Annotated in this window: 22 protein-coding genes; 11 read left to right on the top strand and 11 right to left on the bottom strand. The window is 70.7% G+C overall.

Annotated features, from left to right (window positions below):
* Window positions 1–34: 34 nt before the first annotated feature.
* Window positions 35–487 (top strand): GNAT family N-acetyltransferase, encoded by a 453-nt coding sequence (locus OWR29_RS05930; RefSeq protein ID WP_267561478.1) that lies wholly within the window; start codon window positions 35–37, stop codon window positions 485–487.
* Window positions 487–1515, top strand: a complete 1029-nt coding sequence (gene pseI / locus OWR29_RS05925) for a pseudaminic acid synthase (RefSeq protein WP_267561477.1) — start codon at window positions 487–489, stop codon at window positions 1513–1515. The genes OWR29_RS05930 and pseI overlap by 1 nt, the downstream gene beginning before the upstream one ends.
* 47 nt (window positions 1516–1562) lie before the next feature.
* Here the strand turns inward: pseI and OWR29_RS05920 are convergent, their stop codons facing one another.
* Entirely contained in the window at window positions 1563–3437 is a 1875-nt protein-coding gene (locus OWR29_RS05920) for a class I SAM-dependent methyltransferase (protein WP_267561476.1), read from the bottom strand.
* 476 nt (window positions 3438–3913) lie between these two features.
* On the opposite strand from OWR29_RS05920, the gene OWR29_RS05915 reads away from it, so the two are divergent.
* Genes OWR29_RS05915 through OWR29_RS05905 form a run of 3 tightly spaced genes read left to right on the top strand, consistent with a single transcriptional unit; the run spans window position 3914 to window position 5317 of the window.
* Window positions 3914–4273, top strand: a complete 360-nt coding sequence (locus tag OWR29_RS05915) for a fluoride efflux transporter FluC (protein ID WP_267561475.1) — start codon at window positions 3914–3916, stop codon at window positions 4271–4273.
* The gene (gene crcB / locus OWR29_RS05910; RefSeq protein ID WP_267561474.1) at window positions 4270–4623 is read left to right on the top strand and encodes a fluoride efflux transporter CrcB; all 354 of its coding nucleotides are present in this window, start codon (window positions 4270–4272) and stop codon (window positions 4621–4623) included. Before OWR29_RS05915 ends, crcB begins: the two co-directional genes overlap by 4 nt.
* A 28-nt stretch (window positions 4624–4651) precedes the next feature.
* Complete coding sequence (locus OWR29_RS05905; RefSeq protein ID WP_267561473.1) at window positions 4652–5317, top strand: GNAT family N-acetyltransferase; 666 nt, start codon at window positions 4652–4654, stop codon at window positions 5315–5317.
* Window positions 5318–5326: 9 nt separating this feature from the next.
* Here the strand turns inward: OWR29_RS05905 and OWR29_RS05900 are convergent, their stop codons facing one another.
* The 9 genes from OWR29_RS05900 to OWR29_RS05860 all read right to left on the bottom strand — a co-directional run bounded on the left by OWR29_RS05900 (window position 5327) and on the right by OWR29_RS05860 (window position 16371).
* The gene (locus OWR29_RS05900; protein ID WP_267561472.1) at window positions 5327–7486 is read right to left on the bottom strand and encodes an MMPL family transporter; all 2160 of its coding nucleotides are present in this window, start codon (window positions 7484–7486) and stop codon (window positions 5327–5329) included.
* A 71-nt stretch (window positions 7487–7557) separates the two neighbouring features.
* Window positions 7558–8202 (bottom strand): response regulator, encoded by a 645-nt coding sequence (locus OWR29_RS05895; RefSeq protein ID WP_267561471.1) that lies wholly within the window; start codon window positions 8200–8202, stop codon window positions 7558–7560.
* 22 nt (window positions 8203–8224) lie between these two features.
* The gene (locus OWR29_RS05890) at window positions 8225–9520 is read right to left on the bottom strand and encodes a sensor histidine kinase (RefSeq protein ID WP_267561470.1); all 1296 of its coding nucleotides are present in this window, start codon (window positions 9518–9520) and stop codon (window positions 8225–8227) included.
* Window positions 9521–9603: 83 nt separating this feature from the next.
* Window positions 9604–11952, bottom strand: a complete 2349-nt coding sequence (locus OWR29_RS05885; protein WP_267561469.1) for a hypothetical protein — start codon at window positions 11950–11952, stop codon at window positions 9604–9606.
* Complete coding sequence (locus OWR29_RS05880; RefSeq protein WP_267561468.1) at window positions 11949–13136, bottom strand: acyl-CoA reductase; 1188 nt, start codon at window positions 13134–13136, stop codon at window positions 11949–11951. The genes OWR29_RS05885 and OWR29_RS05880 overlap by 4 nt, the downstream gene beginning before the upstream one ends.
* Window positions 13133–14173, bottom strand: a complete 1041-nt coding sequence (locus tag OWR29_RS05875; protein WP_267561467.1) for a LuxE/PaaK family acyltransferase — start codon at window positions 14171–14173, stop codon at window positions 13133–13135. The genes OWR29_RS05880 and OWR29_RS05875 overlap by 4 nt, the downstream gene beginning before the upstream one ends.
* Window positions 14170–15399, bottom strand: coding sequence for an AMP-binding protein (locus OWR29_RS05870; protein ID WP_267561466.1), 1230 nt, complete (start codon window positions 15397–15399; stop codon window positions 14170–14172). The genes OWR29_RS05875 and OWR29_RS05870 overlap by 4 nt, the downstream gene beginning before the upstream one ends.
* A complete protein-coding gene (locus tag OWR29_RS05865; protein WP_267561465.1) occupies window positions 15396–16133 on the bottom strand; it encodes an SDR family NAD(P)-dependent oxidoreductase in 738 nt (245 codons plus the stop codon). The genes OWR29_RS05870 and OWR29_RS05865 overlap by 4 nt, the downstream gene beginning before the upstream one ends.
* Window positions 16126–16371 carry an acyl carrier protein gene (locus OWR29_RS05860; RefSeq protein ID WP_267561464.1) on the bottom strand — a complete coding sequence of 82 codons (246 nt, stop codon included), beginning with the start codon at window positions 16369–16371 and terminating at the stop codon, window positions 16126–16128. The genes OWR29_RS05865 and OWR29_RS05860 overlap by 8 nt, the downstream gene beginning before the upstream one ends.
* A 193-nt stretch (window positions 16372–16564) precedes the next feature.
* Here OWR29_RS05860 and pseB point away from each other — a divergent pair, with 193 nt between their 5' ends.
* Genes pseB through OWR29_RS05830 form a run of 6 tightly spaced genes read left to right on the top strand, consistent with a single transcriptional unit; the run spans window position 16565 to window position 22753 of the window.
* On the top strand, window positions 16565–17545 hold the full coding sequence (gene pseB / locus OWR29_RS05855) for a UDP-N-acetylglucosamine 4,6-dehydratase (inverting) (RefSeq protein WP_267561463.1): 981 nt from the start codon (window positions 16565–16567) through the stop codon (window positions 17543–17545).
* The gene (locus OWR29_RS05850) at window positions 17545–18669 is read left to right on the top strand and encodes a DegT/DnrJ/EryC1/StrS family aminotransferase (RefSeq protein ID WP_267561461.1); all 1125 of its coding nucleotides are present in this window, start codon (window positions 17545–17547) and stop codon (window positions 18667–18669) included. The genes pseB and OWR29_RS05850 overlap by 1 nt, the downstream gene beginning before the upstream one ends.
* A 4-nt stretch (window positions 18670–18673) precedes the next feature.
* The gene (locus tag OWR29_RS05845) at window positions 18674–19516 is read left to right on the top strand and encodes a hypothetical protein (protein WP_267561460.1); all 843 of its coding nucleotides are present in this window, start codon (window positions 18674–18676) and stop codon (window positions 19514–19516) included.
* 5 nt (window positions 19517–19521) lie between these two features.
* Window positions 19522–21015 carry a class I SAM-dependent methyltransferase gene (locus OWR29_RS05840; protein WP_267561898.1) on the top strand — a complete coding sequence of 498 codons (1494 nt, stop codon included), beginning with the start codon at window positions 19522–19524 and terminating at the stop codon, window positions 21013–21015.
* Window positions 21012–21737 (top strand): cytidylyltransferase domain-containing protein, encoded by a 726-nt coding sequence (locus OWR29_RS05835; protein ID WP_267561459.1) that lies wholly within the window; start codon window positions 21012–21014, stop codon window positions 21735–21737. Before OWR29_RS05840 ends, OWR29_RS05835 begins: the two co-directional genes overlap by 4 nt.
* A gap of 2 nt (window positions 21738–21739) precedes the next feature.
* Window positions 21740–22753 carry a PseG/SpsG family protein gene (locus tag OWR29_RS05830; RefSeq protein ID WP_267561458.1) on the top strand — a complete coding sequence of 338 codons (1014 nt, stop codon included), beginning with the start codon at window positions 21740–21742 and terminating at the stop codon, window positions 22751–22753.
* Here OWR29_RS05830 and OWR29_RS05825 read toward each other — a convergent pair.
* Window positions 22731–23744, bottom strand: a complete 1014-nt coding sequence (locus tag OWR29_RS05825; RefSeq protein ID WP_267561897.1) for an NADPH:quinone reductase — start codon at window positions 23742–23744, stop codon at window positions 22731–22733. The genes OWR29_RS05830 and OWR29_RS05825 overlap by 23 nt on opposite strands.
* Window positions 23745–23861: the final 117 nt, after the last annotated feature.

Below are 23861 nucleotides of genomic sequence, written 5' to 3'. Positions count from 1 at the left end.
GGGAACGATCGCGGGGCGGCCATACTTTGACACTGTGCTGCGACCTGCGACCTACGCCGAACGGGATCTGATCCTGCCCTGGCGCAACCATGAGTCGGTGCGTGCCGTGAGCCTGACCACGCACGAGATCAAGCCCGAGGAGCACGCGAGGTGGTGGGAAAAGCGGTGGCGTGATGTGCTGATCTACGAAGACGATGCGGGTACGCCCGCCGGCGTGGTCATCTTCGACGGCAACACCTGGTCCTTCTATCTGGACGCCGCGGGGCTGGGCGACAAGCTCCTGTTCGCGTGGATGCGGCTGGAGAAGGAGGCCGTCGACTACGCCTTCGGCACACTGGGCCTGGAGACCCTGGGCGGCGAGACACTGGCCGAGAACAAGCAGGTGCTCGCCCTGCACCGGCGCTTCGGCTTCAAAGAGACGCGGCGCTACGAACGACTCGTCGACGGTGAGATGAAGACCGTCGTCTGGACGGAGAGAGGGAAGTAATGACTGAGTTCGGGCCCGAGAAGCGGCCGTACATCGTCGCGGAGATGTCGGGTAACCACAACGGCTCTCTCGACCGGGCGCTCGCGCTGGTCGACGCGGCGGCGGACGCCGGCGCGGACGCGATCAAGATCCAGACGTACACGGCCGACACCATGACCGTGGACGTCAAGCACCCGCGCTTCCAGATCTCCAAGGGTCACGAGCTGTGGTCCGAGGCCTACCTGTACGACCTGTACGAGCGCGCCCACACGCCGTGGGACTGGCACCAGCCGATCTTCGAGCGTGCCCGCGAGCGGGGCATCACGCCGTTCTCCAGCCCGTTCGACCGTACGGCGGTCGAGCTCCTCGAGAAGCTGGACGCCTCGCTCTACAAGATCGCCTCGTCGGAGATCACCGACCTGCCGCTGATCCGCCTGGCGGCCAGCACGGGCAAGCCGATCATCATCTCGACCGGCATGGCCTCGGTGAAAGAGATCGCCGCCGCGGTCGAGGCGGCCCAGGGCGTGGGCGCTACCGACATCACCGTGCTCAGCTGCACCGCCTCGTACCCGGCCCCGCCGGAGTACACGAACCTGCGCCGCATCCCGGTGCTGGCCCAGATGCTCGAGCTGCCCATCGGCCTGAGCGACCACACGCACGGCATCGGCGTGCCGATCGCGTCGGTCGCCTTCGGGGCCTGCCTGATCGAGAAGCACGTGACGCTCGACCGGGCCGACGGTGGTGTCGACTCGGCCTTCTCGCTCGAGCCGGCCGAGCTCAAGGCGCTGCGCATCGAGTCGGAGCGGGCCTGGCAGGCGCTGGGCACCACGCACATCGGCCCGACCGAGGCCGAGAAGGAGGGCCTGCGGTTCCGCCGGTCGCTCTACGTGGTGGCCGACGTCAAGGCGGGCGACAAGGTGACCCCCGAGAACGTCCGGTCCATCCGCCCGACCGGCGGGCTCGAGCCCGACGCCATCGGGCTGGTGCTGGGCCGCACCTTCGTGGCCGACGCCGCCAAGGGCACCCCGCTGACCTGGGACCTGGTCTGATCCGGCCATAGAAAAGGGCCCCCGAGCGGGGGCCCTTTTTTCTTGGCTCAGCCTTGCTGTTGCTGCGCGGTGGCCGCTGCCTTGGCGGCGGCCTTGCGGGCCCGGCGGCCGCGGACGAACTTGCGGCCGTCCCGCACGATCACCCGGTAGCCGCTGCGGGCGACCATGAGGACCCGGCCGGGCCAGGTCTTCTTGTAGAACTGAACCTCCCAGTCCATCTTGCTGACCGCGAGGTCGCGCGACTTGATCATCTGCTCGGTCCACTCCATCATCGCCAGCAGATGGCTCGCCTCGTACCGCTGGCGCCACAGCGCCTCGGTGAGCTCGCGGAAGCCGGGCACGTCGACCGAGGCCGTGCCGGGCGAGACGGCCAGCAGCTTCAGCCGCCGGTCGTGCTGGTCGGCCAGGCTCAGGTCGAACTCGGCCGTCTCGAGCCGGACGTGCAGCTCGACCGCCGCGCGGACCCGGTCGGCGTCGACGCCCCGGCCCACCATGCCCAGCATGATCGCGGTCAGGTCGACCGCGCTCGACGTGATCTGCCACGGGTGGGGCTGACCCGAGGTGATCAGCTGCACGGCGAACTGCCAGACCGCGCGGACCACGGCCGTCTCGACCGGCACCGGCTCGACCGGTTCCCACCGGGTGGGCAGCAGCGCCGGGCCCTGGTCGGTGACCAGCACGTCGGCCAGGCCGGCCAGCGCGACCGGGCCGGTCAGCAGGCCGTCCTGAGCCTGGCCGCGCAGCCAGGAGTCGAACTGGGCCAGCTCGGTGCGCAGGGCGCGCAGGTCGTTGGTGGCCGCGAGGTGCAGCAGGCGCTCCTCCAGCACGTAGCCGGAGTCGGCGCCGGGGGCGGCCGGCTCGCCGATGCGGCGCAGGCCGGCCCGCTCGAGCGGTCCGGCGAGGGGCTCGATGACGGTGGTGCGCACGTCACCGGCGGCCGACGAGACCTCGTACGCGAAAGTGCCGCTGGGGTCGCCGACCAGCAGCTCGTGCCGGTCGACGACGGACGCGTCGCCGGCCCGGGCGATGACCAGCCAGGCCGGGGCGACGGTGGCCTCGGCCCCGGCCCGCAGCGAGCGGCTGATCAGGCGGCGCGGGTCGCTGAGGACGGGACGGCTGCGGTAGGCCGCGGTGAACGCCTGGGACAGCGCGGTGCCGAGCCGGGGGCGCAGCGGGGACGAGACGACGCCGAGCAGACCCTCGCCGACCAGCACGGTCGGGACGGACGGCTCGGGGAACACCGCGTACGAGGCGCCGACGGTCAGGCCGGACTCGGCCAGCCGGGCCGCCAGCTGCTCCGGCGAGGCGGGGCGCTGCGGGTCGTTCTCGTCCTCGGGGGCGTTCCAGTCCGAGTCGAGGCGCTCGCGGGCGCCCGGCTCGAGGCGGACGGTGTGGTGCACGCCCAGGTGGTTGTCGTGCACGAGCAGCAGGACGCCGTCGGGGCGGACCGCCTCGGCCAGCCGGTCGATCAGCCGGGCCGGGGCCATCTGCTCACCCTCGGCCGAGTTCAGCCGCTCGACGCCGTCGGCCGCGACGACCAGGTCGAAGCGCTCGCCGGCGTCCAGCTTGACGGCGGCGCCGGAGAGAACGGTGACCCGCGAGTGGTTGCGGGCCGCGTCCTCGGCGTCGATCAGCGAGCGGAGCAGCCAGGTGACCTCGGCCCCGCTGTCGGCCAGGGCGACGACGACCTCGTCGGCGTGCGGGCCGGCGACCAGCACCGTGCGGCCGGGACCGGCGTACTGCCCGATCAGGTGGCGAAGGACGGCGCCCCGGGGCAGCGCCTCGCTGCGCTGCGGGTCGCGGTCGCTCCAGTTGAACATCTCGCCGCCGATGCGCCGCAGGTTGTTGACCGGCGGCGCGCTGAGCGCGGCGACGAAGTCCGTACCCTGGTCAGGAAGCAGGGCAGCGGAGCGCTCCGACATCACTTCACCCTCTCTGTGGAAGCTGGCCGACCCGAAATGTGCTGAGGGGCCGGCGGGTGGTCGTGACCGCTGTGATTGATGACGTGCTGCATTCCCTCGTCCATCGCCGGCTGCTGGTGCGCTGCCCTCTCGTGTTCCTCGGGCGCGCGATATCGCCAGGTCTTCGAAGACCTGCAAAGTCGGACGCCGAAAGGTACCACTCAAGGTTAAGTTCCGCGCAGACCGTTAGGGAATCGTTCCCCGGTCGCCCCGGCGAGCCGGACGGGCGAAATGTCCCTGGGTGACCAGCAAACGGACCCCCGGCGGCACCCCGGCGGCAACCACTCCCGGATGAACGGTGTGTCACACATCACCCGATCGACCCGTAACCCGTCGGGCCGGGGGCGGATTCCAAGATCGTAATTTACAGTGGACAGTCCGGCCGGGGCGGACGCCGCCACGTTCGCCCCGGTCACGGGCGCGCTACCTTGATCAGCGTGAAGTCCGGGACACTCGCCGTGATCGCCGCCGGGGGCATCCTGGGCGCCCTGGCCCGCTACGGCCTGGGCGTCCTCTGGCCCCGGGCCGGAGACGGTTTTCCCTGGACCACCTGGGCGGTCAACGTGTCCGGATGCTTCCTCATCGGGATCGTCTCGGTTCTTGTTCCGAATCAGGGTCGATTGCGGCTTTTCCTGGCGACCGGCTTTCTGGGCGGCTATACGACGTTCTCGACCGCGATGACTGATGTCGTGGTGTCACCCACCGTGATCGGCATCGCCTACCTGTTCGCCACCGTGATCGGCGCCCTGCTGGCCGTCTGGGCCGGCAGCTCCCTGGCCGTCCGGCTGCGGCGATGACGGTTCTGCTGGTCGCCCTGGGCGCGGCGGTCGGGGCGCCGCTGCGCTACCTGACCGACCAGGCCCTTCGCCGCCGCGCGGGCTCGTTCCCGCTCGGCACGTTCGTCGTCAACATCGCCGGATCGCTGCTGCTGGGGTTCCTGATCGGCCTGCCCGTGCCGCACGCCGCCGGGGCACTGCTGGGCACCGGCTTCTGTGGCGCCCTCACCACGTACTCGACCTTCAGTCTCGAAGCTCTGACTCTCTTTCAGCGCGGCGAGCGGTTCCGGTCCCTCGCGTACGTCGTAACGAGCCTCATCCTCGGCCTGGCCGCAGCCTGGCTCGGCCACCAGGCCGGCGCCGCGCTCTGAAGCCGCCGGACGGAGGCAGGATCGACACATGGAGTTGGCGAAGATTTTGGACGCGGCGGCCGGTGGCGAGTTCCCGCCGGCCGACGGCGGCACGACGGTGGTGCCGCAGCCGAGCGCGCGTGACGCCGGTGTGCTGGCCTTCACCGCGCACACCGTGATCTTCCTGGACGACGACCCCGAGTGGATCCGGGCCACGATCGCCGGGCTCGACTGTGATCCGCTCGCGGCCACCATGAACCCGGTCTTCCTGGCCATGCTCATGACCCGAACCGGGCGCACCACCGAGACCATCGACCTTCTGACCGTGGCTCCGGCGCTGCCCGGGCCGCCGCCGCTGCCGCTCACCGAGCAAGATCAAGACCATTCCCGCGTACGCCGGGCCCGCGCGCACCGCGACGAGGTGCGCATCTGGTCGGTTCCGGGCGGGCTGCTCACGCTCGGCCGTGGGGTGGCCGGCCGCTGGGAGGTCTCGATCGAGGTCGACGAGCAGGCCCGCGACCGGGGGCTGGGGCGGGCACTCGCCCTCTCCGCGCGCCACCTCGTCCCGGCCGGCGCTGTGCTGTGGTCGCAGCAGGCTGCCGGCAACGCCCGCAGCGTCCGCGCCTTCCAGTCCGCCGGTTACCGCCCGGTCGGCGCCGAACTCCTGTTGCACGCGGAATCGGGGCCCCGGCCGGACGCCGGGACCCCGATGTGACGGGTCGGATCAGGAAACAGTGGTCAGCTCGCGGTGGCGACCCTCGGCCGCGGGGGCCTGCTGCGGCGGCTCGTGGGCGATCTGCGGCAGCCAGCCCAGCCAGCGCGGCAGCCACCAGTTCTTCTCGCCCAGCATCGCCATCACGGCGGGCAGCAGCACGGCCCGGATGATGGTCGCGTCCAGCAGCACCGCCGCCGCCAGCCCGATGCCCAGCTGCTTGGTCGACGCCATCGGCAGCGTGGCGAACAGCGCGAACACCGCCACCATGACCACCGCCGCGCTGGTGATGACGCCGGCCGTACGGCCGATGCCCTCGCGGACGGCCTGCCGGGTGCTCAGGCCGCGGTCGTGGCCCTCGCGGATCCGGCTCAGCACGAAGACGTGGTAGTCCGTCGACAGTCCGAACAGGATGACGAACAGGAACAGCGGCATCCAGTTGGTGATGCCGTCGGCGGCCCGGAAGCCGAGCTGGTCCTCGAAGTGGCCGTACTGGAAGACCCAGACGAGCATGCCGTACGCGGCGGCCACCGACAGCAGGTTGAGCACCACGCCGGTCAGCGCGACCACGACCGAGCGGAACGACACCAGCAGCAACAGGAAGGCCAGCCCGAGCACGAAGCCGAACACCCACGGCAGGCTGGCGTTCAGCCGCGCGTTGAAGTCGGCGCTGCCCGCCGCCTCCCCGGTCACCAGGGCTCCGGGTCCGAAGGCGGCCGGCGCCACGTCCTCACGCAGCAGGTCGAGCGCCTTCTCGTCGACCAGGCCGACCGAGACGACCGCGACCGTGCCGGCCGGGTTGAGCTCGACGTCGACCGGACCGGCCAGCCGTCCACCGCTCTTCTCGACCGCGGCGCGGAACGACGTGACCTTCTGCTCGAAGCCGGCGCCGGGCGACTGCACCACGACCTCGGCCGGCGAGATCTCGCTCGGGAAGGCCTTCTCGACGGCCAGGTAGGCCTGCACGATCGGCGCGTCGGGCGACAGGTCCTCGATCCCCTCCCCCTTGGTCTTCAGGTCGAGCGCGGGGGCGGCCAGCGCGGCCAGCGCGCCCACGGCCAGCACGGCCGAGATCAGCGGCTTGGCCAGCACCAGGCGCAGGAAGCCGTTCCACATCCGGCCCTCGCTGTTCTTGCGGTACAGCCCGGGGATCTTGACCGCGTCGACCTTGTCGCCGAGAGCCGACAACAGGGCCGGCAGCACGGTCAGCGAGCCCAGCACGGTCGTCGCCACGACCAGGATCGTGCCCACCGCGAAGCTGACGAACGTCGTGTCGTACGTGAGGAACATGCCCGCCATGGCCACGATGACCGTGAGGCCGGAGATCCAGATCGAGCGGCCCGACGTCTGCGCCGCGATCACCAGGGCGCGGTGCGGGTCGGCCCCGTTGCGCCGCTCGTCGCGTTCCCGGCGGATGTAGAAGAGGCAGTAGTCGACGCCGACGGCCAGCCCGACCAGCAGCATGACGTGGGCGGTGGTGTCGACCGTGGGGGCCAGGCGGCTCGCGAAGGCCAGCAGGCCCATCGCGGCCATCACGGCCATGATCGCCAGCGCGACCGGCAGCAGCGCGGCCACCACTGCCCCGAAGGCGACCAGAAGGATGCCCAAAGTCACCGGGATGGACAGGATGCCGAGCTGGGTCAGGCCCTTCTCAAGGTCCTCGCCGATCAGCTTGTCGCCGCTGGCCGAGCCGCCCTGGGCCACGTAGAGGTCGGTGTGTTTCGCCTGCACGGCCGCGACCGCGTCGAGCGAGGGCTGCACCCGGTCGGAGGCCGTCTCGGGGTCGCCGCTGATGCTGAACGTGACGAGCGAGGAGCGCTTGTCCGGCGACTGGACCGGCGGCTGCACGTCGATGACGTTCGCGGTCTTCTTGAGCGCCTTGGTCACGTCGCTCACCGCGGCCGTACGGTCGGTGCCGGCCCGGTTCTGCACGATGACCATCTCGCCGGCCGGCTGCACCGGGAAGCCGGCCGCCTCGACGATTTTGTCGGCCTTACCAGAATCCCCGTGTCCCTGGTCCGACCCCTTGGCCTCGATCGTCCCCAGCTGTCCACTGAGCACGGTCACGCCGATCACGAAGGCGATCCACCCGAGGATCGCGAGCGCCCGGTGGCGGGCGCTCCAAAGCGCGGCGCGGGCCGCGATTCCCTTGACTTGTTCCCTCGTCTCCATGGCAACGACGCTATGAAGAAGCCCGATCCCGATCGATCCCGCTGACCCGCGTATCGGCAGTAGTGGTAGCCCTACCCCTGCAGGTAGGCCAGCACTGCCATGACGCGGCGGTGCTGTTCCTCGTCCTGGTGCAGGCTGAGCTTGGTGAAGATGTTGCGCACGTGCTTCTCGATCGCGCCGTCGGTGACGACCATCTTGCGGGCGATCGCGTTGTTGGACAGGCCCTCGGCCATCAGGCCCAGCACCTCACGTTCGCGCGGGGTCAGGTTGCGCAGCGGGTCGTCGCGGCGGCGGCGGACGAGCAGCTGGCTGACCACCTCGGGGTCGAGCACCGTGCCGCCGCCGGCCACCCGGCGCAGGCCGTCCAGGAACTCGGCGACCTGGGACACCCGGTCCTTCAGCAGATAGCCGACCGCGCCCAGGCGGTCGGCCAGCAGGTCGTCGGCGTACGAGACCTCGACGTATTGGGAGAGCACGAGAATCGGGGTGCCGGGCACCAGGCCGCGCGCCTCGACCGCGGCCCTCAGCCCCTCGTCGGTGTGCGAGGGCGGCATCCGCACGTCCACGATGGACACGTCCGGCTTGTACTCGGCGATCGACGACACGAGGGAAGGCCCGTCGCCGACGGCCGCCACCACTGTGTGGCCGTTCTCTTCGACGAGCCTGACCAGTCCCTCACGCAACAGCACCGCGTCGTCGGCAATCACCACCCGCATGCCGACATGCTGTCACACAGGCTCAGACGGGGAGGGCCGCCGTGAGCCTGGTCCCACCGCCGACCGGGCTGCTGACGTCCAGGACGCCGCCGGCCGCCCGCACCCGGTCGTCCAGCCCGGCCAGACCGTGCCCCTTGGCCACGCTGGCCCCGCCCACACCGTCGTCGGCCACCGAGACGATCAGGCCGGTGGCGTTGCGGCGCACGCTGACCTGCACCTCGTTGGCGTTGCTGTGCTTGGCCACGTTGGTCAGGGCCTCGGCTACCACGAAGTACGCGGTCGACTCGAGTGTCGGCTCGAGGCGCTCGGCGAGCGGGGCGTCCAGCTCGACCGGCACCAGGCTGCGGCCGGCCAGCGCGGTCAGGGCCGCCTGCAGCCCGCGGTCGACCAGGATCGGCGGGGCGATGCCGCGGGACAGGGCGCGCAGCTCGTCCAGCGTCTCGCGGGTCTGGGTCAGCGCCTCGGCCACGGTGGCCCGGGCCGCCTCGGGGTCGGTCGCGAACTGCTGCTCGGCCCGGCCCAGGTCCATCGCGAGGCGCACCAGGCGCTGCTGCGGGCCGTCGTGGATGTCACGCTCGAGCCGGCGCAGGGCGTTGGCCTCGGCCGAGACGGCGGCCGCCTTCTGCTGCTGGGCGACCGTGCGGGCCGCGTTGGCCTCGGCCACCTGCTCGCGCAGCTCGTTGACGCCGCTCAGCAGGCCGCGGGCGAACCATGCCTCGAGCAGGGCCGACGCGCGGACCACGGGGTAGAGCGTGCCGGCGAAGAACACGCCGCAGGCGAAGTAGAACAGCAGCCGGGTGCCCGTGCCGTCGCCCATGCCCAGCAGCTCGGGCAGGTCGGTGTTCGATTCCGGGTGCGGGATCGACCAGTCCCACAGCAGCACGGTGAGGCCGCCGATCGCGCCCGCCCACCACGTGACGACCAGGCTGAACGAGATCGTGCTGGGGATGAAGCGGAACATGCCGTGCAGCATGTCGAGCCAGGACTGCCCGTCGCCCAGGACGCCGAGCGCCTGCCGCACGAACCCGCCCTCGGCCGCCTTCTTGTAGTACGGGTGCGGGAGCTTCTGGCCGAACACCGGGCCGATCCGCGCCCTTTCCAGGGTGGCGAAGCCACGGGCGGTCATCAGGGTCGCGATCAGCAGGGGGATGCCGACCCAGATGATCAGGAGGCCGAGACCGGTGAAGAACAGGGTCATGAAGACCGTGACGGTGATGATGCCGATCGGGAAGCCGAGCAGCACGTACTGCGTGTCGATGCCGACCTGGCGCACCAGCCGGGCCAGGGGTGAGCGCGTGAGGGAGGCTTGCGTCGTCATGGTGTTGACGCTAGGCATCGGCGCGCTCCGTTCCGATCCTGCCCGCCGCCCGATCGACGGTAGGGTTAACCCCACCGTACGGGTCAGGGCAACTCATAAACCGAGACCGGCCCCGACGAGTAGCGCAGCGTCGCCACCTCGGTCAGGTTGGCCGAGCGACCGGCCCGATCGTCGGCGAAGAGCCACTTGACGTTGTAGAGCCGCTTGAGCTCGGCCACGTCCTCGGGCTGGCCGTGCGCGAACACCCGCTGGTTGAGCAGGTATCGCATGGTGTCCGGAGCCGGCTGCTTGAAGTAGCGCTCGCCGTTCACCCCGTCCGCGGCGACCGCCTCGTCGGTGTAGCCCCAGCTCTCGATCACGGTGCGCCGCCCGGCCAGCCCGGCCACCCAGAACGCGCGGGAGTCGCAGCTCTGGGTCCAGTCGATCGGGATGCAGTGCACGTTGGTGGCCACCACGTCGTCCCGGCCGGCGTTCTGGTCGAGCCACTGGGCGGCCGCCATCTCGCCGCTCAGCACGAGCTTGCCGGGGTCTCGCAGGCCGGTCGGCACCGCGGCCAGGGTGGTGTCGACGTCCTCGATCTGGCGTTTGGCCCCGCCGACCAGGCCGGCCGCGAGCACGGCGGCCAGCAGCGCCGGCAGCACCGCCCGCCACGGCGTACGGCCCTTGATCACCTTGTGCAGGATCAGCCCGATCGCGGCCAGGCCGACGGCGATGATCGTGGTGCGGATCAGCGGCTCGGCCAGCACGAAGATCCAGTTGACCACCCGGTCCATCCGAGGCGCGTACATCTGCGGGGCCAGCAGCGCCCAGGTGCCGCCGGCCAGCGCGCCGGCGAACACGGCCTTCCAGCCCCGGGCCAGGTCGGCCATGACCCAGGCGACCGCGACCGTGCCGAACGGCGCCGCCCCGGTGTAGAAGTACACCTGGCTGGCCGACGGGTGCCACAGCAGGAAGGTGGCGCCGAAACCGGCCGCGGTCATGCCGGCCAGCAGCCAGATCGACGGCTCGCGCTTGGTCGTGCCGGTGACGATGCCGAGCAGGGCCAGCATGCGCGGTGACTGCATGGCGAGCCACCAGATCAGCAGGCCGGCGATGAACAGGCGCCCCGCCGTGCCGGTCGTCTCCACCCCGTACAGAAGGAAACGGGAACCGTCGATGACGTCCTCGTGGCCGATGGTGTCGCGGTACGGGGCCATCCAGTACAGGACCGAGAGCGGCTGGAAGCCGAGGGTGCCCGCGCCGCCGCCGGCGAAGAGCCGGAAGCCCAGCCCGACGCCGGCCACGGTGAGGGCGAAGAGCGTGAGCACGGGCAGCAGCCGCCGCCGGTAGCCGATCAGCACGACCACGGTGGCGGCGAGCAGCCCGGCGATGAACGGCGGCAGGGCGCTGGACTTGGCGCCGGCGCAGGCCAGGGCGAGCGGGAAGATCAGCGCCCAGCCCCAGCGCAGCGGGCGGCCGCGGAGCACGTCGACCGTGAGCACGACCATCAGCGCCTGCAACGGCAACACGTACGTCTGGGACGGGCTCTCGGCGTTGACCGGGCTGCCGCCGAGCGGGGTGTAGGCCGTGCCCAGCAGCAACGGCAGGCCAAGGATGGAGGCGGTGCCGCCGAGCGCGCCGGCCCACCACTTGCCGCTGAGCGAGCGCACGAGCGCCGCCATCACGACGACCGCCGTGCCCGCCACCGGCACGATCCACAGGCGCATCAGCACGACGGCCGGGTCGATCTTGGTGATCATGCTGGCCGCGGCGATGTCGGCGTCGGACAGGTAGTGGTAGTGCAGCGGGGTGCCGGACATCTGCGGCACCTGGAACGGCATCGGCCGCATCATCTCGTGGATGAGCGCCAGATGGTAATAAAGGTCCTGGTAGATGATGCCCCCGGCGGGCGGGAGCGGCGTGTTGGTCCAGCCCGGGAACTCCGAGAGCACCAGCAGCACGAGCCCGGCCGCGACGAGCCACGACCAGCGCAGCGGCAGCGGGCGGGGCCGGCTCACCCGCCAATAGCGATGCAACCGGGGCACAGCCAGGAAAGGAACCACGATCAGGGCCGGCCACCAGGGCAGCAGCACGAACTTGTCGAGGGCGGCCGACAGCGCCCACGAGCCCAGCATGATCAGCAGGCCGGTGGCGGCACCCAGCCCGACGTCCTCGGGCACGTTGCCGCGGCTGCCGCGCAGGGCCCGGAAGACCAGCGTGCCGGGCAGCACGACATCGACGGTGAAGTAGAACGCGTACATCGCGATGTCGCGGCCCGATACGCCGGTGTCGAGCAGCGTCACGACGAGCGTGACCGCCGGGAAGAACCAGGGCAGGATCGCCAGGGGCGTCCGCAGCCGGCGGTAGACGGTGGAGGGGCGGCGGGGAACTGCCGAGGGGCGCGGGATGGTGGTCGCCGGCGCCGCCTCGGCAGCCTCGAGCACAGCGGTCACTCTACGAGTGTCGTCAACCGGGTGAATTCGCGTGGAAGGTCGTAGCCATCCCAGATCGAACCGAAGGTCAGAGCCGACCCGAACGGGACGATCCGGTCGACTCCACGCCCGCCGAGGGCCAGCGCGAACTCCCGCAGCTCGTCCCGCGAGAAGCCGAAGTGGCTGAACGTCTGGTCCTGCCGGTTCATCGCCGGCACCAGCTCGAGCAGGGAGCCGACCTGGGCGAACGGGAAGGCCCCGGCCCCGATCCAGCGGCGGGGCGCGTCGGGCACGGCGTTCAGCGACATCGAGGTGACCGAGTTGGCCGGGAACGCCATCGACGAGACGGCGCCGGTGGCGGCCAGCCCGTAGGCGTTCACCCGCTTCTCGACGGCCATGGCGGCGTCGATCTCCCACCCGCGCTGGTCCACCATCTGCAGCAGCAGCTCGATGAACTCCTCGCGGACGTCGTCGGTGTTCTCGCCGACCAGGAAGACCGTGCGCGGCGACGAGCAGGCCGCCTGGTCGAACCAGTACGAGTCGTTGGTGAAGGCCAGCACCGCGTCACGCCGTTTGGCCGGCTCGGCCTTGCGCCACCCGTCGGCCGACAGCGCCGCCCAGGACGTGCGGTCGGGGAAGGTGAGGTCGCGGGCCGAGGGGCGCAGCGGGTGCTTGCGGATCGCCTCGACGGCCGAGTCGCCGCCCCAGATGACCCGCAGGTCGGCCCACTGACTGAGCGCCGCGGTCACCTTGTCGTCCCGGCCGTACGTGATCATGCGCTGGGTGCGACCGATCACCGGGTCGGCGTCGGCCAGCACCTCGTTCAGCGCGGTCAGGATCGTGTCGGCCGCGGTGGCCGAGCGCTCCGAGATCCGTACGACGTTGTGGTTGCCGGCCAGGGCCGAGAGCGCCCACGAGTACACGAAGATCGTGTCGACGTTGGCCGGCGGGATGTGGAAGACGTTGCCCCGGGGGAAGACGATCGCGTCCTCCCGCTGCAGGTGCTTGACCGTGCGGTTGAGCTCGGCCGGCCGCAGGAAGAAGCCGAGCGAGCCCAGCTCGGGGTGCCGCCGGGCCACCGCGGGCACGAGCAGCTTGCGGGCCAGCTTGCCCAGGAAGTCGATGACCCGGGGGTCGCCGACGGTCAGACGGTCGTCGGAGGGCGCGGTGAGGTCGCCCTCCGCGCCGAAGCGGTACTGGATCACGCCGCCTCCCGGTAGGTGTCGGAGCAGCCCCGCGCCTCGGCCCGCGGCAGCCGGCCGAGCACCGAGAAGCGCTTGCCGGGCCAGTCGCCGTCGTCGACGCCGTGCACGACGCCCAGGTCTTCGGTGAGCAGCACGTGGCCGGGGTACGAGGTGGGCAGCGTGCTGATGACCTCGATCAGACCCGGCTTGCCGACCGGCTGCTCGGCCCACGTCTCGGGGTCGCGGATCACCACGTCGGCGAAGTCGGGGCAGTAGAGCGAGCCCCCGGTGGGGCCCTCGAGGAAGATCGTGCCGATCTGCTCGATCATGCCGTAGTAGTTGTGCACCTTCGTCAGCCCGACGGCGGCCAGCCGCTTGCGGAACTCCTCGGGCGAGACGGCCTGGTCGACCAGCTTCTTCCAGCCGCCCGAGTGGATCAGGATGCCGTTGCTGAGGTCGAGATCGTTCTCGAGCGCGACCTCGTACAGGTGCAGCCAGACCAGGTAGGTGAAGCCGAAGATCAGGAAGGGCTCGTCGCCGTACTGCTCGAGGAAGCCCTTCAGCGCCTCGACGTCGACGTGGCCCTCGTTGTCGAGCGCCCAGACGTGGTTGCGGCCGAAGTTCGACATGCCGAGCACGCCGGCGCCGCGGGCGCTGAACGACTTGCGGTCCTTCAGCATGGCCTTGGTGTCGACCAGGATCATCGGCAGCCGCTTGGGGCCGAGCACCGACTGCACGGTGGCGCCCAGCTTGCGGGTCTGCTCGCCGGCCGCGGCCTTGTCGAGGTAGATCTTGCTGACCTCGGCCCCGGTGGTGCCGCTGGACGTGAGGACCTTGTACACCTCGTCGTCCGGGATGCTCTTGAGCTCCAGGTTCTTGAACAGGCGAACCGGCAGCCAGGGCAGGCCCTCGACCGAGGTGGCGCCCTGGTAGCCGTTGGCGGCGAGGATTCGCGCGTACGGCTCGCAGTTCTCCCGGTGGTGTTCGGTCAGCGCGGAGAGCTCCTTGAGCAGGACCTCTTCCTTCGCGGCCTGAGACAGGGTGAAGACACTACTCACAGCGAGGACTCCAGCGCCCGATAGTCGGTCTTGCCGTTGGGCATCAGCGGCAGCGCCTCAACACTACGCACGATCACGCCGGAGAAATGTGTCCCGAGCCACTCGGCGATCTTGGTCCTGAGGTCGCGCACCTCGTCGTCCGAGGCGCCGACGGCGAAAACGACCAGCTTGTCGTCGCCGGCCACGGCGGCCACGGGAAAGTTCTTCTCGACGTCGTCCAGATTGATGCGGACGCCGAAGACCTTGGCCATCCGCTTGATGCGCCCGGTGATGAACAGGAAGCCCTCGTCGTCGACCCGGCCCAGGTCGCCGGTGCGCAGAACCCCGCCCTGGACGTCGCCCAGAGCCAGGTCGGCGGCGGTCTCGGCGTAGCCCATCATGACGTTCGGCCCGCGATAGACGACCTCGTCGTCCTCGATCGTGAACTCGCCGCCGGGCAGCGCCTGGCCGACCGAGCCCAGCTTCTCGGCCAGGCGGGCGGGCGGCAGCGTGGCCATGCGCGGGCCGGCCTCGGTCTGGCCGTACATCACGTAGAGCTTGCCGCCGACCGTCGCCATGCGCTCGGAGAAGTCGGTCACCAGGTCGGTGCGCAGCCGGCCGCCGGCCTGAGTGAGGCTGCGTACGGTCGGGTACTTGGCCGGGTCGAAGCGCAGGCGGCGCAGCATCTCGTACTGCGAGGGCACGAACGCCAGCGAGGTGACGCCGTGCTCGTTCACCGCCGTCCAGAAGTCGCGCTGCATGATGCCGGTGCGCTCGAGCACGATCGTCGCGCCCTTGATCAGGTGCGAGTTGAGCACCGACATGCCGAACGAGTAGAAGAGCGGCAGCGTGGTGACAGCCACCTCATCGCCGGTGATGCCCAGCACCTCGGCGATCTGCTCGGCGTTGGTCCGCACGGCGTCGGCAGTGAGCCGCACCAGCTTCGGGTTGCCGGTCGAACCGCTGGTGGTGAGCAGCACCGCCAGGTCGGGGTGCACCTCGGTGGTGGTGAACCGCTCGACGAAGGACGCGTTGTCGTGCTCCGGGTCGAGCAGCAGCACCGGACGGCCCAGCCGCAGCGCCGCGAGGTAGCGGGCGACCACCGGCAGCGTGGTCTGCATCGGCAGGAACACGACACCGCCGGGCTCGCCGGCCAGCTGCGCCTCGGCCGCGGCGATCATGTCCTCGGTCAGCGTCTCGCCGGTGACCGCGTCGATCACGCGAGCACCCGGGTGGAACAGATTCACAGCGTCAGTCCTCCGTCGACCCCGAGCACCTGGCCGGTCACGAACCGGGCCTGCTCGGAGAGGAGGAACGTGATCACGTCGGCGACCTCGTCGGCCTCACCCAGCCGGCCCAGGGCCGTGTCGGCGATGCGCTCCTGGCGGCCCTTCTCGTCAAGGGTGTCGAGCATGTCGGTGGCGATGAAGCCCGGCTCGACGGCGTTGACCCGGATGCCCTGCGCGCCGAGCTCTTTGGCGGCCGACTTGGCCAGCGCGGCCACGGCGGCCTTGGAGGCCGAGTAGACGGCCTGGCCGGCGATGCCGCGCGAGGCGGTGATCGACGAGACCAGCACGACGGCCGGGTTGGTGCCCCGGGCGAGCAGGCGAGCGGCCCCGCGCAGCGTGTAGACCGCGCCGGCCGAGTTCACCGCGAACAGCCGCTGGATGGTGGCGTCGTCGGTCATGCCGAGCATGCCGGCCGCGTGGGTGCCGGCGTTGATCACCAGCGCGTCCAGGCGCTTGAAGTTCTTGAACGCGAGCTGGGTGAGCTCTTTGGCCGTCTCGGGCTCGCCGATGTCGCCGTGGCCGCTGACCACGGTCACGCCGTACTTGCCGGCGAGCTCTTCGGCGACCGGGGCGATCGACTCGGGGCGGTGGCCGTGCACAACGAGGTCGTAACCCCGCTCCGCGAGACGCGTGGCGGTGGCCCGGCCGATGCCGCGGGAGGCGCCTGTGACCAGGGCCGCCCGATCACTCATTGAAGTCGACCCCGTACTTACCGAGGATGCTGACCGCCTCGGTGAAGCTGGACATGTTGATGACGTCGTCTGTGTCAATCATCACCGAGAACTCGTCCTCGAGCGCCGCCACCAGGGACATGTGCGCCAGGGAATCCCACTTCTCGTTGTCCTGGTACTGCAGTTCGTCCACGGGCGCATCCGCCGGAAGGTCCAGGGAGGTGCGGAACGCCTCGCGCAGTCGCTGCAGGTTACTCACGGTGGTACTCCCAAAGGGGGGCGGGTGGACAGAGGCCTCTCAAGTTCGTCGCAAGTGTCGACGAAGTCGTTAATGCTAGCGGAAGCCCCGATGAACTACGGTTAGCGTTTGATGTTGGCCCGCGAATCGGCTGGTGAGGTGGTTATGCTTCCGCCTCGTACTGCGTCCTGCCCACCCCCCGGGAGAAAATCAAGTGTCTGTACTCAGCGGATCGTCGATCCTGGTCACCGGTGCCACCGGGTCCTTCGGTAAGGCGTTTCTGAACTACGCCCTGACCCACCTGGACCCCCAGCGCATCGTCGTGTTCTCCCGGGACGAGCTGAAGCAGTACGAGCTCCGGCAGATGTTCGGTGACGACCCGCGCCTGCGCTTCTTCCTGGGCGACATCCGGGACAAGGCCCGCCTCGAGCGCGCCATGCACGGTGTCGACTACGTGGTCCACGCGGCCGCCCTCAAGCAGGTGGACACGGCGGAGTACAACCCCTCGGAGTTCGTCGAGACGAACATCAACGGGTCACAGAACGTGATCGACGCCGCCATCGACAAGGGCGTCAAGAAGGTCGTCGCGCTCTCCACCGACAAGGCGTCGAGCCCGATCAACCTGTACGGCGCGACCAAGCTGGTGGCCGACAAGCTCTTCATCGCCGGCAACCACTACGCGGCAACCCACCCGACCCGCCTCGCGGTGGTTCGTTACGGAAACGTTATGGGCAGCCGCGGCTCGGTCGTCCCGCTGTTCCGCAAGCTCGCCGCCGAGGGCAAGAGCCTGCCGATCACCGACAAGCGGATGACCCGCTTCTGGATCACGCTCCCCCAAGCCGTGAAGTTCGTCGTCGACTCGTTCGACGTCATGCAGGGTGGCGAGCTGTTCGTCCCGCGCATCCCCAGCATGAAGATCCTCGACCTGGTCGAGGCCGTGGCGCCGAACTCGGCCACCCACGAGATGGGCGTCCGGCCGGGCGAGAAGCTGCACGAAGAGATGATCGCCTCCGACGACAGCCGCCGCACGCTGCGCTTCCCCGACCGCTACGTGGTGCAGCCGGTCGTGGCCAGCTGGGGCTACGAGGCGCCCGAGGGTGGCCAGGAGGTCGAGGACGGCTTCAACTACCGCTCGGACAACAACGACCTGTGGCTCTCCGTCGAGGACATGCGCAAGCTGCTCGAGGAGAACTGATGCTGCCGTACGGACGGCAGTCGATCGACCAGTCCGATGTCGAGGCGGTCGTGGCCGCCCTCGGCAGCGACTGGCTGACGACCGGCCCCCGGGTGGCGCAGTTCGAGGCCGACATCGAGGCGATCGCCGGCGCGCCGGCGGTCACCGTCACCAACGGCACGACCGCGCTGCACACCGCGTACGCGGCGGCCGGCGTCGGCCCCGGCGACGAGGTCGTCACCACCCCGATGACGTTCGTGGCCACGGCCTCCTCGGCCGCGCTGCTCGGCGCCAAGATCGTCTTCGCCGACGTCGAGGACGAGACGGCCAACATCGACCCGGCCGCGGTCGAGGCGCTGACCACCGGACGCACGAAGGCGATCGCCGCGGTCGACTACGCCGGCCACCCGGCCGAGTACGACGCCCTGCGCAAGATCTCCGAGGGCGCCGGCGCGGTGCTGATCGGCGACGCCGCCCACTCGATCGGGACGACCTACCACGGCCGCCCGGTCGGCACCCTGGCCGACCTCACGACGTTCTCGTTCTTCCCCACGAAGAACCTGACGACGGCCGAGGGCGGCGCGGTGGCGTCGATCCGGCCCGACCTGCTGCAGCGGGCCCGCACCTTCCGCACGATCGGCCTGGTGCGCGACAAGAACGTGATGCGCTACCCGGACGAGGGCCCGTGGCACCAAGAGGTCCACGAGTTCGGCAACAACTACCGGCTGCCCGACGTGCTCTGCGCGCTCGGCAGCTCGCAGCTCAAGCGGCTGGCCGCGTTCAAGGCCCGCCGCCAGCAGCTGACCGCGCGCTACGACGAGCTGCTGGCCGACGTGCCGGGTCTGCGCCTGCCGATCCAGCGTGAGGGCGTCGACCCGCTGCGTCACCTGTACCCGGTGCGGGTGCTCGGGGGCCGCCGGCGCGAGGTCTTCGAGCGCATGCGCGAGGCCGGCATCGGCGTCCAGGTCAACTACATCCCCGTGTACTGGCACCCGGTCTTCGAAGACCTGGGCTACCAGCGCGGGATGTGCCCGGTCGCCGAGGCCTTCTACGCTGAGGAGCTGTCGTTGCCGCTCTTCGTCGACCTCAGCGATGCCGACCAGGACCGGGTCGTCGAGGCGTTGCGGACCATCCTCGGGAGCTAGTCCGGTGCACCACGCCAACCACTTCTACGGCCACGCGCACATCCTCGCGGAGTACTGCGGCCTCGATCCGGAGCAACCGCCCCGGATCGACGGCTATGTGCAGCACGGCTGGAACGTGGTGGACGGGCTCGGCCTCGGCACGCCGTATGTGCCGGGCCGGCCCATCTTCGTCTACTCCGAGCGGACGAGACGACGCGCGTGGTCGATGGGGCGCCGGCAGGCCACGGTCATCGGCGCTCCTTTTCTCTACCTGCTTGCCCTGCGGCCCGAGGCCGCGGAGGCGCCCGCCCGCGAGGGCACGATCTACTACCCGTTCCACGGCTGGGAGCAGCAGAAGGTCCTCGGTGACCACCAGCGCCAGGTCGACGAGATCCTCGAGACCGAGGCAGGCCCGGTGACCTTCTGCCTGTACTGGAACGAGTATCGCGACGATCAGGTGCGTACGGCGTACGAGCAGTACGGCCGGGTCGTCTGCCACGGCTATCGGGGCCGGCAGTGGCTCGACACCGACCGCCACTTCCTCGACAAGCAGCTGACCGAGCTGCGGCGGCACAAGCGCGTGGCGTCCAACCGGCTCAGCAGCGCGATCTTCCACGGCGTCGCGGCCGGCTGCGAACCGGCCGTCTACGGCGACCCGATGCAGCTCGACCGGGAGGACGCACCCACCGCCGCCCGGATCCGCCGCGACTGGCCCGAGCTGCACGGCAAGCACCTCGACCCCGAAGCCGCCCGCGCCTCGGCACTGGCCGAGCTGGGTGAGGGGTTTGTCGCGTCTCCAGCCGAATTGCGGGCCATGCTGGGGTGGACGGAACACTTCTCGAAGGCGACAGCTAGGGTGCCCGCGTGATCGAGATGATCGGGGGCGAGATGCCCTCCTTCACCGAGGACCGGCCTCGCGCCGGCGGGGCCCTGCTGGGTTTCCTCGCCGAGCGGCTGCCCGCCGACGCGCGCGTGCTGATCGCCGGGCCGCACGACGACGCCCTGATCGACGCGCTGGCCGCCCGCTTCCCGGTCACCTGCCTGGTCCGTTCTCAGCCCGAGGCGATTGCCCTGGACGCCCGCGGCCTGCGCGTGCTCTGCGGCTCGCTGGCCAAGCTCACCGGCGACGACCAGTACGACGCTGTCGTGGCGCTGGACGGGCTCGGCCGGCTCTGCTCGGTCGAGGGACCGCAGCTCGACTGGGCCGAATGCCTGCGGGCGCTGCACCACGCGCTGCACCCCGGCGGCACGCTGCTGCTCGCCGTCGAGAACGAGCTCGGCCTGCACCGGCTGGTCGACCTGGGCAGCGCCACCGCGGCCCGCACCGACAGCGACTGGAGCCCGCTCGGCGAGTTCGGCTCCAAGCCCGGCAACGCGGACCGCCTCGCCGCCCACCTGACCACCGAGGGGCTGACCGTGGGCTGGCTCGGCGCGGCCTGGCCGGTGCCCGAGGCGCCCACCCTGATTGCCACGGCCGAGGCGCTGCGGGACGGGCCGGCCGGCGTGCTGTCCGCCCTGACCGCCAGTGCCGCCGCTCGCGCGTACGCCGGGAAAGAGGTTCTCAGCGACCCCCGCCGGCTCGCCGCCGCGGCCGTGCGCGACGGACTGGGCCTGGAGCTGGCCGCCGCCTGGCTCGTCGTGGCCCACCGCGAACCGGGTCCGGCCGCCGCCCCGGACCTGCCGCCCGTGCTCATCGGCGACGGCCCGGTGATCGAGCTGAGGTCCGGCGATGACGGCCCGTGGACCCGCCGTGTACTGCGCGAAGTTCCTGGTCGCGACGTTTCTGGCCTGAACGGGCCACTCCCGGCGGGTCGCCTGCTGGAGGAGTTGCTCTTGGCCGCCTGCCTGCGGCACGATCTGCCGATCGTGCGGCGGCTGCTCACCGGCTGGGCCTCCGCACAGCCTGGCGCCGCCGCCGACAACGTGGTGGTCGACCAGGACACGTACGCGATATTGGACCCGAGCGTCCCGCCGCCGACCGACGTGATCCGCCGGTTCGCGCAGACGCTGCTCGGCGGGGGCTACGCGCACCCCTGGCCCGCCGCCACCGATCTTCCGACCCTGACGGCGATCTTGCACGGCGCCGCCGGCCTGCCTTCCCCGGACGAGCAGGTGCCGGCGGTGGATACACTCCCGGCCTCACGCCGGGAACAAGAGGAGCAGATCCGAGCACTGCGGCGGCAACTGGCCGACGCCGAATCCCGCGCCCAGCGGTTCGAGCGTGAGCTCGTGAAGAAGGACAAGGAACTTCGTAAGGCTCGTATGCAGATCGCGACCTTCAGCGGCTCCGTCGGCTTCCGCGTCGCGAAGCTGGGTATGGGAGTTGCCCGCAAGGCACGCAATCGCCTTCGAAAAGGACTTTCATGACAACCCTCGGCATCATCCAGGCCCGGATGGGCTCTTCCCGGCTTCCCGGCAAGGTGCTGCGCAAGCTGGGCAGCCGCAGCGTCCTGGAGCGGGTCGTCTACGCCGCCCAGCAGAGCGGCGTGCTCGACAAGGTCGTGGTGGCCACCACGACCGAGGCGGACGACGACGCCGTGGCGGCCGAGTGCGCCGCGATCGGCGTGCCGTGCTTCCGGGGTTCGGTCGACGACGTGCTCGACCGTTTCCTGGGCGTGCTGGACGAGCACGAGAGCGACATCGTGCTCCGCTTCACCGCGGACTCGCCGCTGCTCGACCCCGAGCTGATCGCGCTCACCCACCGGGTCTTTCTGGCCGCGGGCGTCGACTACATGACCACGTCGATCACCAAGACGCTGCCCCGCGGGCTGGACGTCGAGATCGTCCGTACGCCGATCCTGCGCGAGATCGACGCGCTGGCCACCGAGCACCACCGCACCCACGTGACGTCGTACATCTACACGCACTCCGAGAAGTTCGACGTGCTCGGGCTGACCCTGCAGCCCGACCTGTCGCACCTGCGCCTCACGCTCGACACCGAGGACGACTGGAAGCTGATCGAGGCGATCGTCACGCACTTCGGCGACGAGCCGATCTCGGTGCGCAAGCTGACCGACTGGCTGGCCGGGCGGCCCGAGCTGATCGAGCTGAACGCGCACGTCCTCCAGAAGGCCCTGGTGCAGGCGTAGCAGTGACGATCGTCGGTATTCGCTGCGACGCCGGTGCCCGCACCGGCGTCGGTCATCTCGTCCGGTGTGTCGCGCTGGCCGAGGAGCTGGTCTCCCGCGGCGTCGCGGTCGTCTTCCTGAGCGACCTCGGCGGCGTCGAGTGGGCCGAGTCCCAGCTCACCCAGCGCGGCCTGCCCTGGTTCCCGCCCCCGGCCGACGACGCCGCCCTGGTGGCGCAGGTCGAGCGGCTCGAGCTGGACGCGCTGGTCATCGACTCGTACACGCTGCCGCCGTCGCACTCGGTGGCGGTCCGTGCGACCGGCCGCCCGGTGCTGGCGATCGTGGACGGGGACTTCCGCGGTCAGACAGCCGACATCTACGTCGACCAGAACCTCGATTCGGTGGTCGACGTCGAGGGGGCACTGGGCCTGGCCGGGCTCGACTACGCGCTGCTGCGCAGCTCGGTACGCGAGCTGCGGCCCTCGGCCCCACCGGTGCACACGTCATCGCGTACGCCCAAGGTCGTGGCCTTCTTCGGCGGAACCGACGCCTACCGGGCCGCCCCAGAGATCGCCGTCCGGCTCGCTCAGACCGGGGCGCCGTTCGAGGCGACGATCATCGGCGCCAACGAGAGCCTGCGCGACGAGCTGCACGCGGTCGTGCCGGCCGAGGGACAGCGCTTCGACATCGTCGCGCCCACCGACGACCTGCCCAAGCTGCTGGCCGGGGCCGACCTCGCGGTCAGCGCCAGCGGCACGTCGACCTGGGAGCTGCTCTGCCTGGGTCTGCCGGCCGCCCTGGTCTGGGTGGTCGACAACCAGATCCTGGGGTACGACCGGACGATCGCCCGCGGCTACGGCGCCGGGCTCGGCCGGCTCGGCCACCTGGGCGCCGACGCCGTGGACACCCTGCACCACCTGCTGACCGACGCGGCCGCCCGCACCGAACTGGCCCAGCGGGCCTGGTCGGCGGTGGACGGCCGCGGCGTGGAACGAGTGGCCGACGCGCTGCTGGCTAAGGCGCAGTCACCTCGATGACGACCTTGCCCACGGCGTTCTGCTCGACGGCCTCGTGGGCCTGGGCCACCTGCTCGAACGGGAAGCGGACGATCGGCAGCCCGGCCTCCTCCCCCACCCGGAAGGCGCCGGCGTTCACGGCCTCGGCCACCGCGGCCACGGCGTTGTCCTTCTCCTGCTCCGAGGTGGTGTAGGTCAGCACGAAGTCGAGGCTGGCGTTCTTGAGCATCGCCTTGAAGCTGGGGATGGTGAACTTGCCGCCGACGTAGATCGCGATGTTGCCGCCGGGTGCGATCACGTCGAGGTCGAGGCCCAGGTTGTCGGTGCTGACCTCGACGATGACGTTGGGCCCGGTCTCGCTGAGCTCGCGCACCCGGGCGGTCACGTCCTCCTCGCGGTAGTTGATCACCGCGTCGACCCCGGCCGCCGTGGCCAGGTCGGCCTTCTCCTTGGACGAGACGGTGGTCAGCACGGTCGCGCCGGCCCACTTGGCGAGCTGGATGGCGGCGTTGCCGACCGCGCCCGCCCCGCCCGCGACGAGCACGGTGCGGCCCTCGAGCGCACCCGGCTCCAACCGCTCGGGCCCGTCGCTGGCCAGGGTGAGGCAGCGGTGGGCGGTCAGCGCGGGGATGCCCAGGGCGGCGCCGACCTCGAACGGGACGTCCTCGTTCATCCGCACGACCTGGCGGCGGGGCAGCACGACGTACTCCTGCGCGGTGCCGTTCTCGCGGCCGTAGCCGGCGTCCCACACCCAGACGTGGTCACCCGGTTCGAGCCCCTGCACCCCGTCCCCGACCGCGTCGACCACGCCGGCCCCGTCCTGGTTCGGCACCCGCGGCGGCGCGACACCGTCCGGCACCCCCTTGCCGGCCCGGGTGCCGGTGTCGGTCGGGTTGACCGCTGACAACACGATCCGCACCCGCACGTCACCCGGCCCGGGCGGCGGCAGATCCCGATCGACGATCTGCAGGACGGAGGCCGGACCAGGCTCATTGAAGACGGCTGCACGCATCATGCATCCCACCCTATGTTCACCTTCGCCCGACAAGACACCATCGCCAGATGTGACGGCTCGGCGGAGTAGTGAGGCACACAGGCTCACCAGTCGCTCGACCGATCCTTTTCGGGG

This window comes from Paractinoplanes pyxinae, from assembly GCF_026626335.1.
In the GTDB taxonomy this organism is placed as follows: Bacteria; Actinomycetota; Actinomycetes; order Mycobacteriales; family Micromonosporaceae; genus Actinoplanes; species Actinoplanes pyxinae.
The sequence above is the reverse complement of the archived record's forward strand: the minus strand, read 5'-3'. Positions and strand labels throughout refer to the sequence as shown.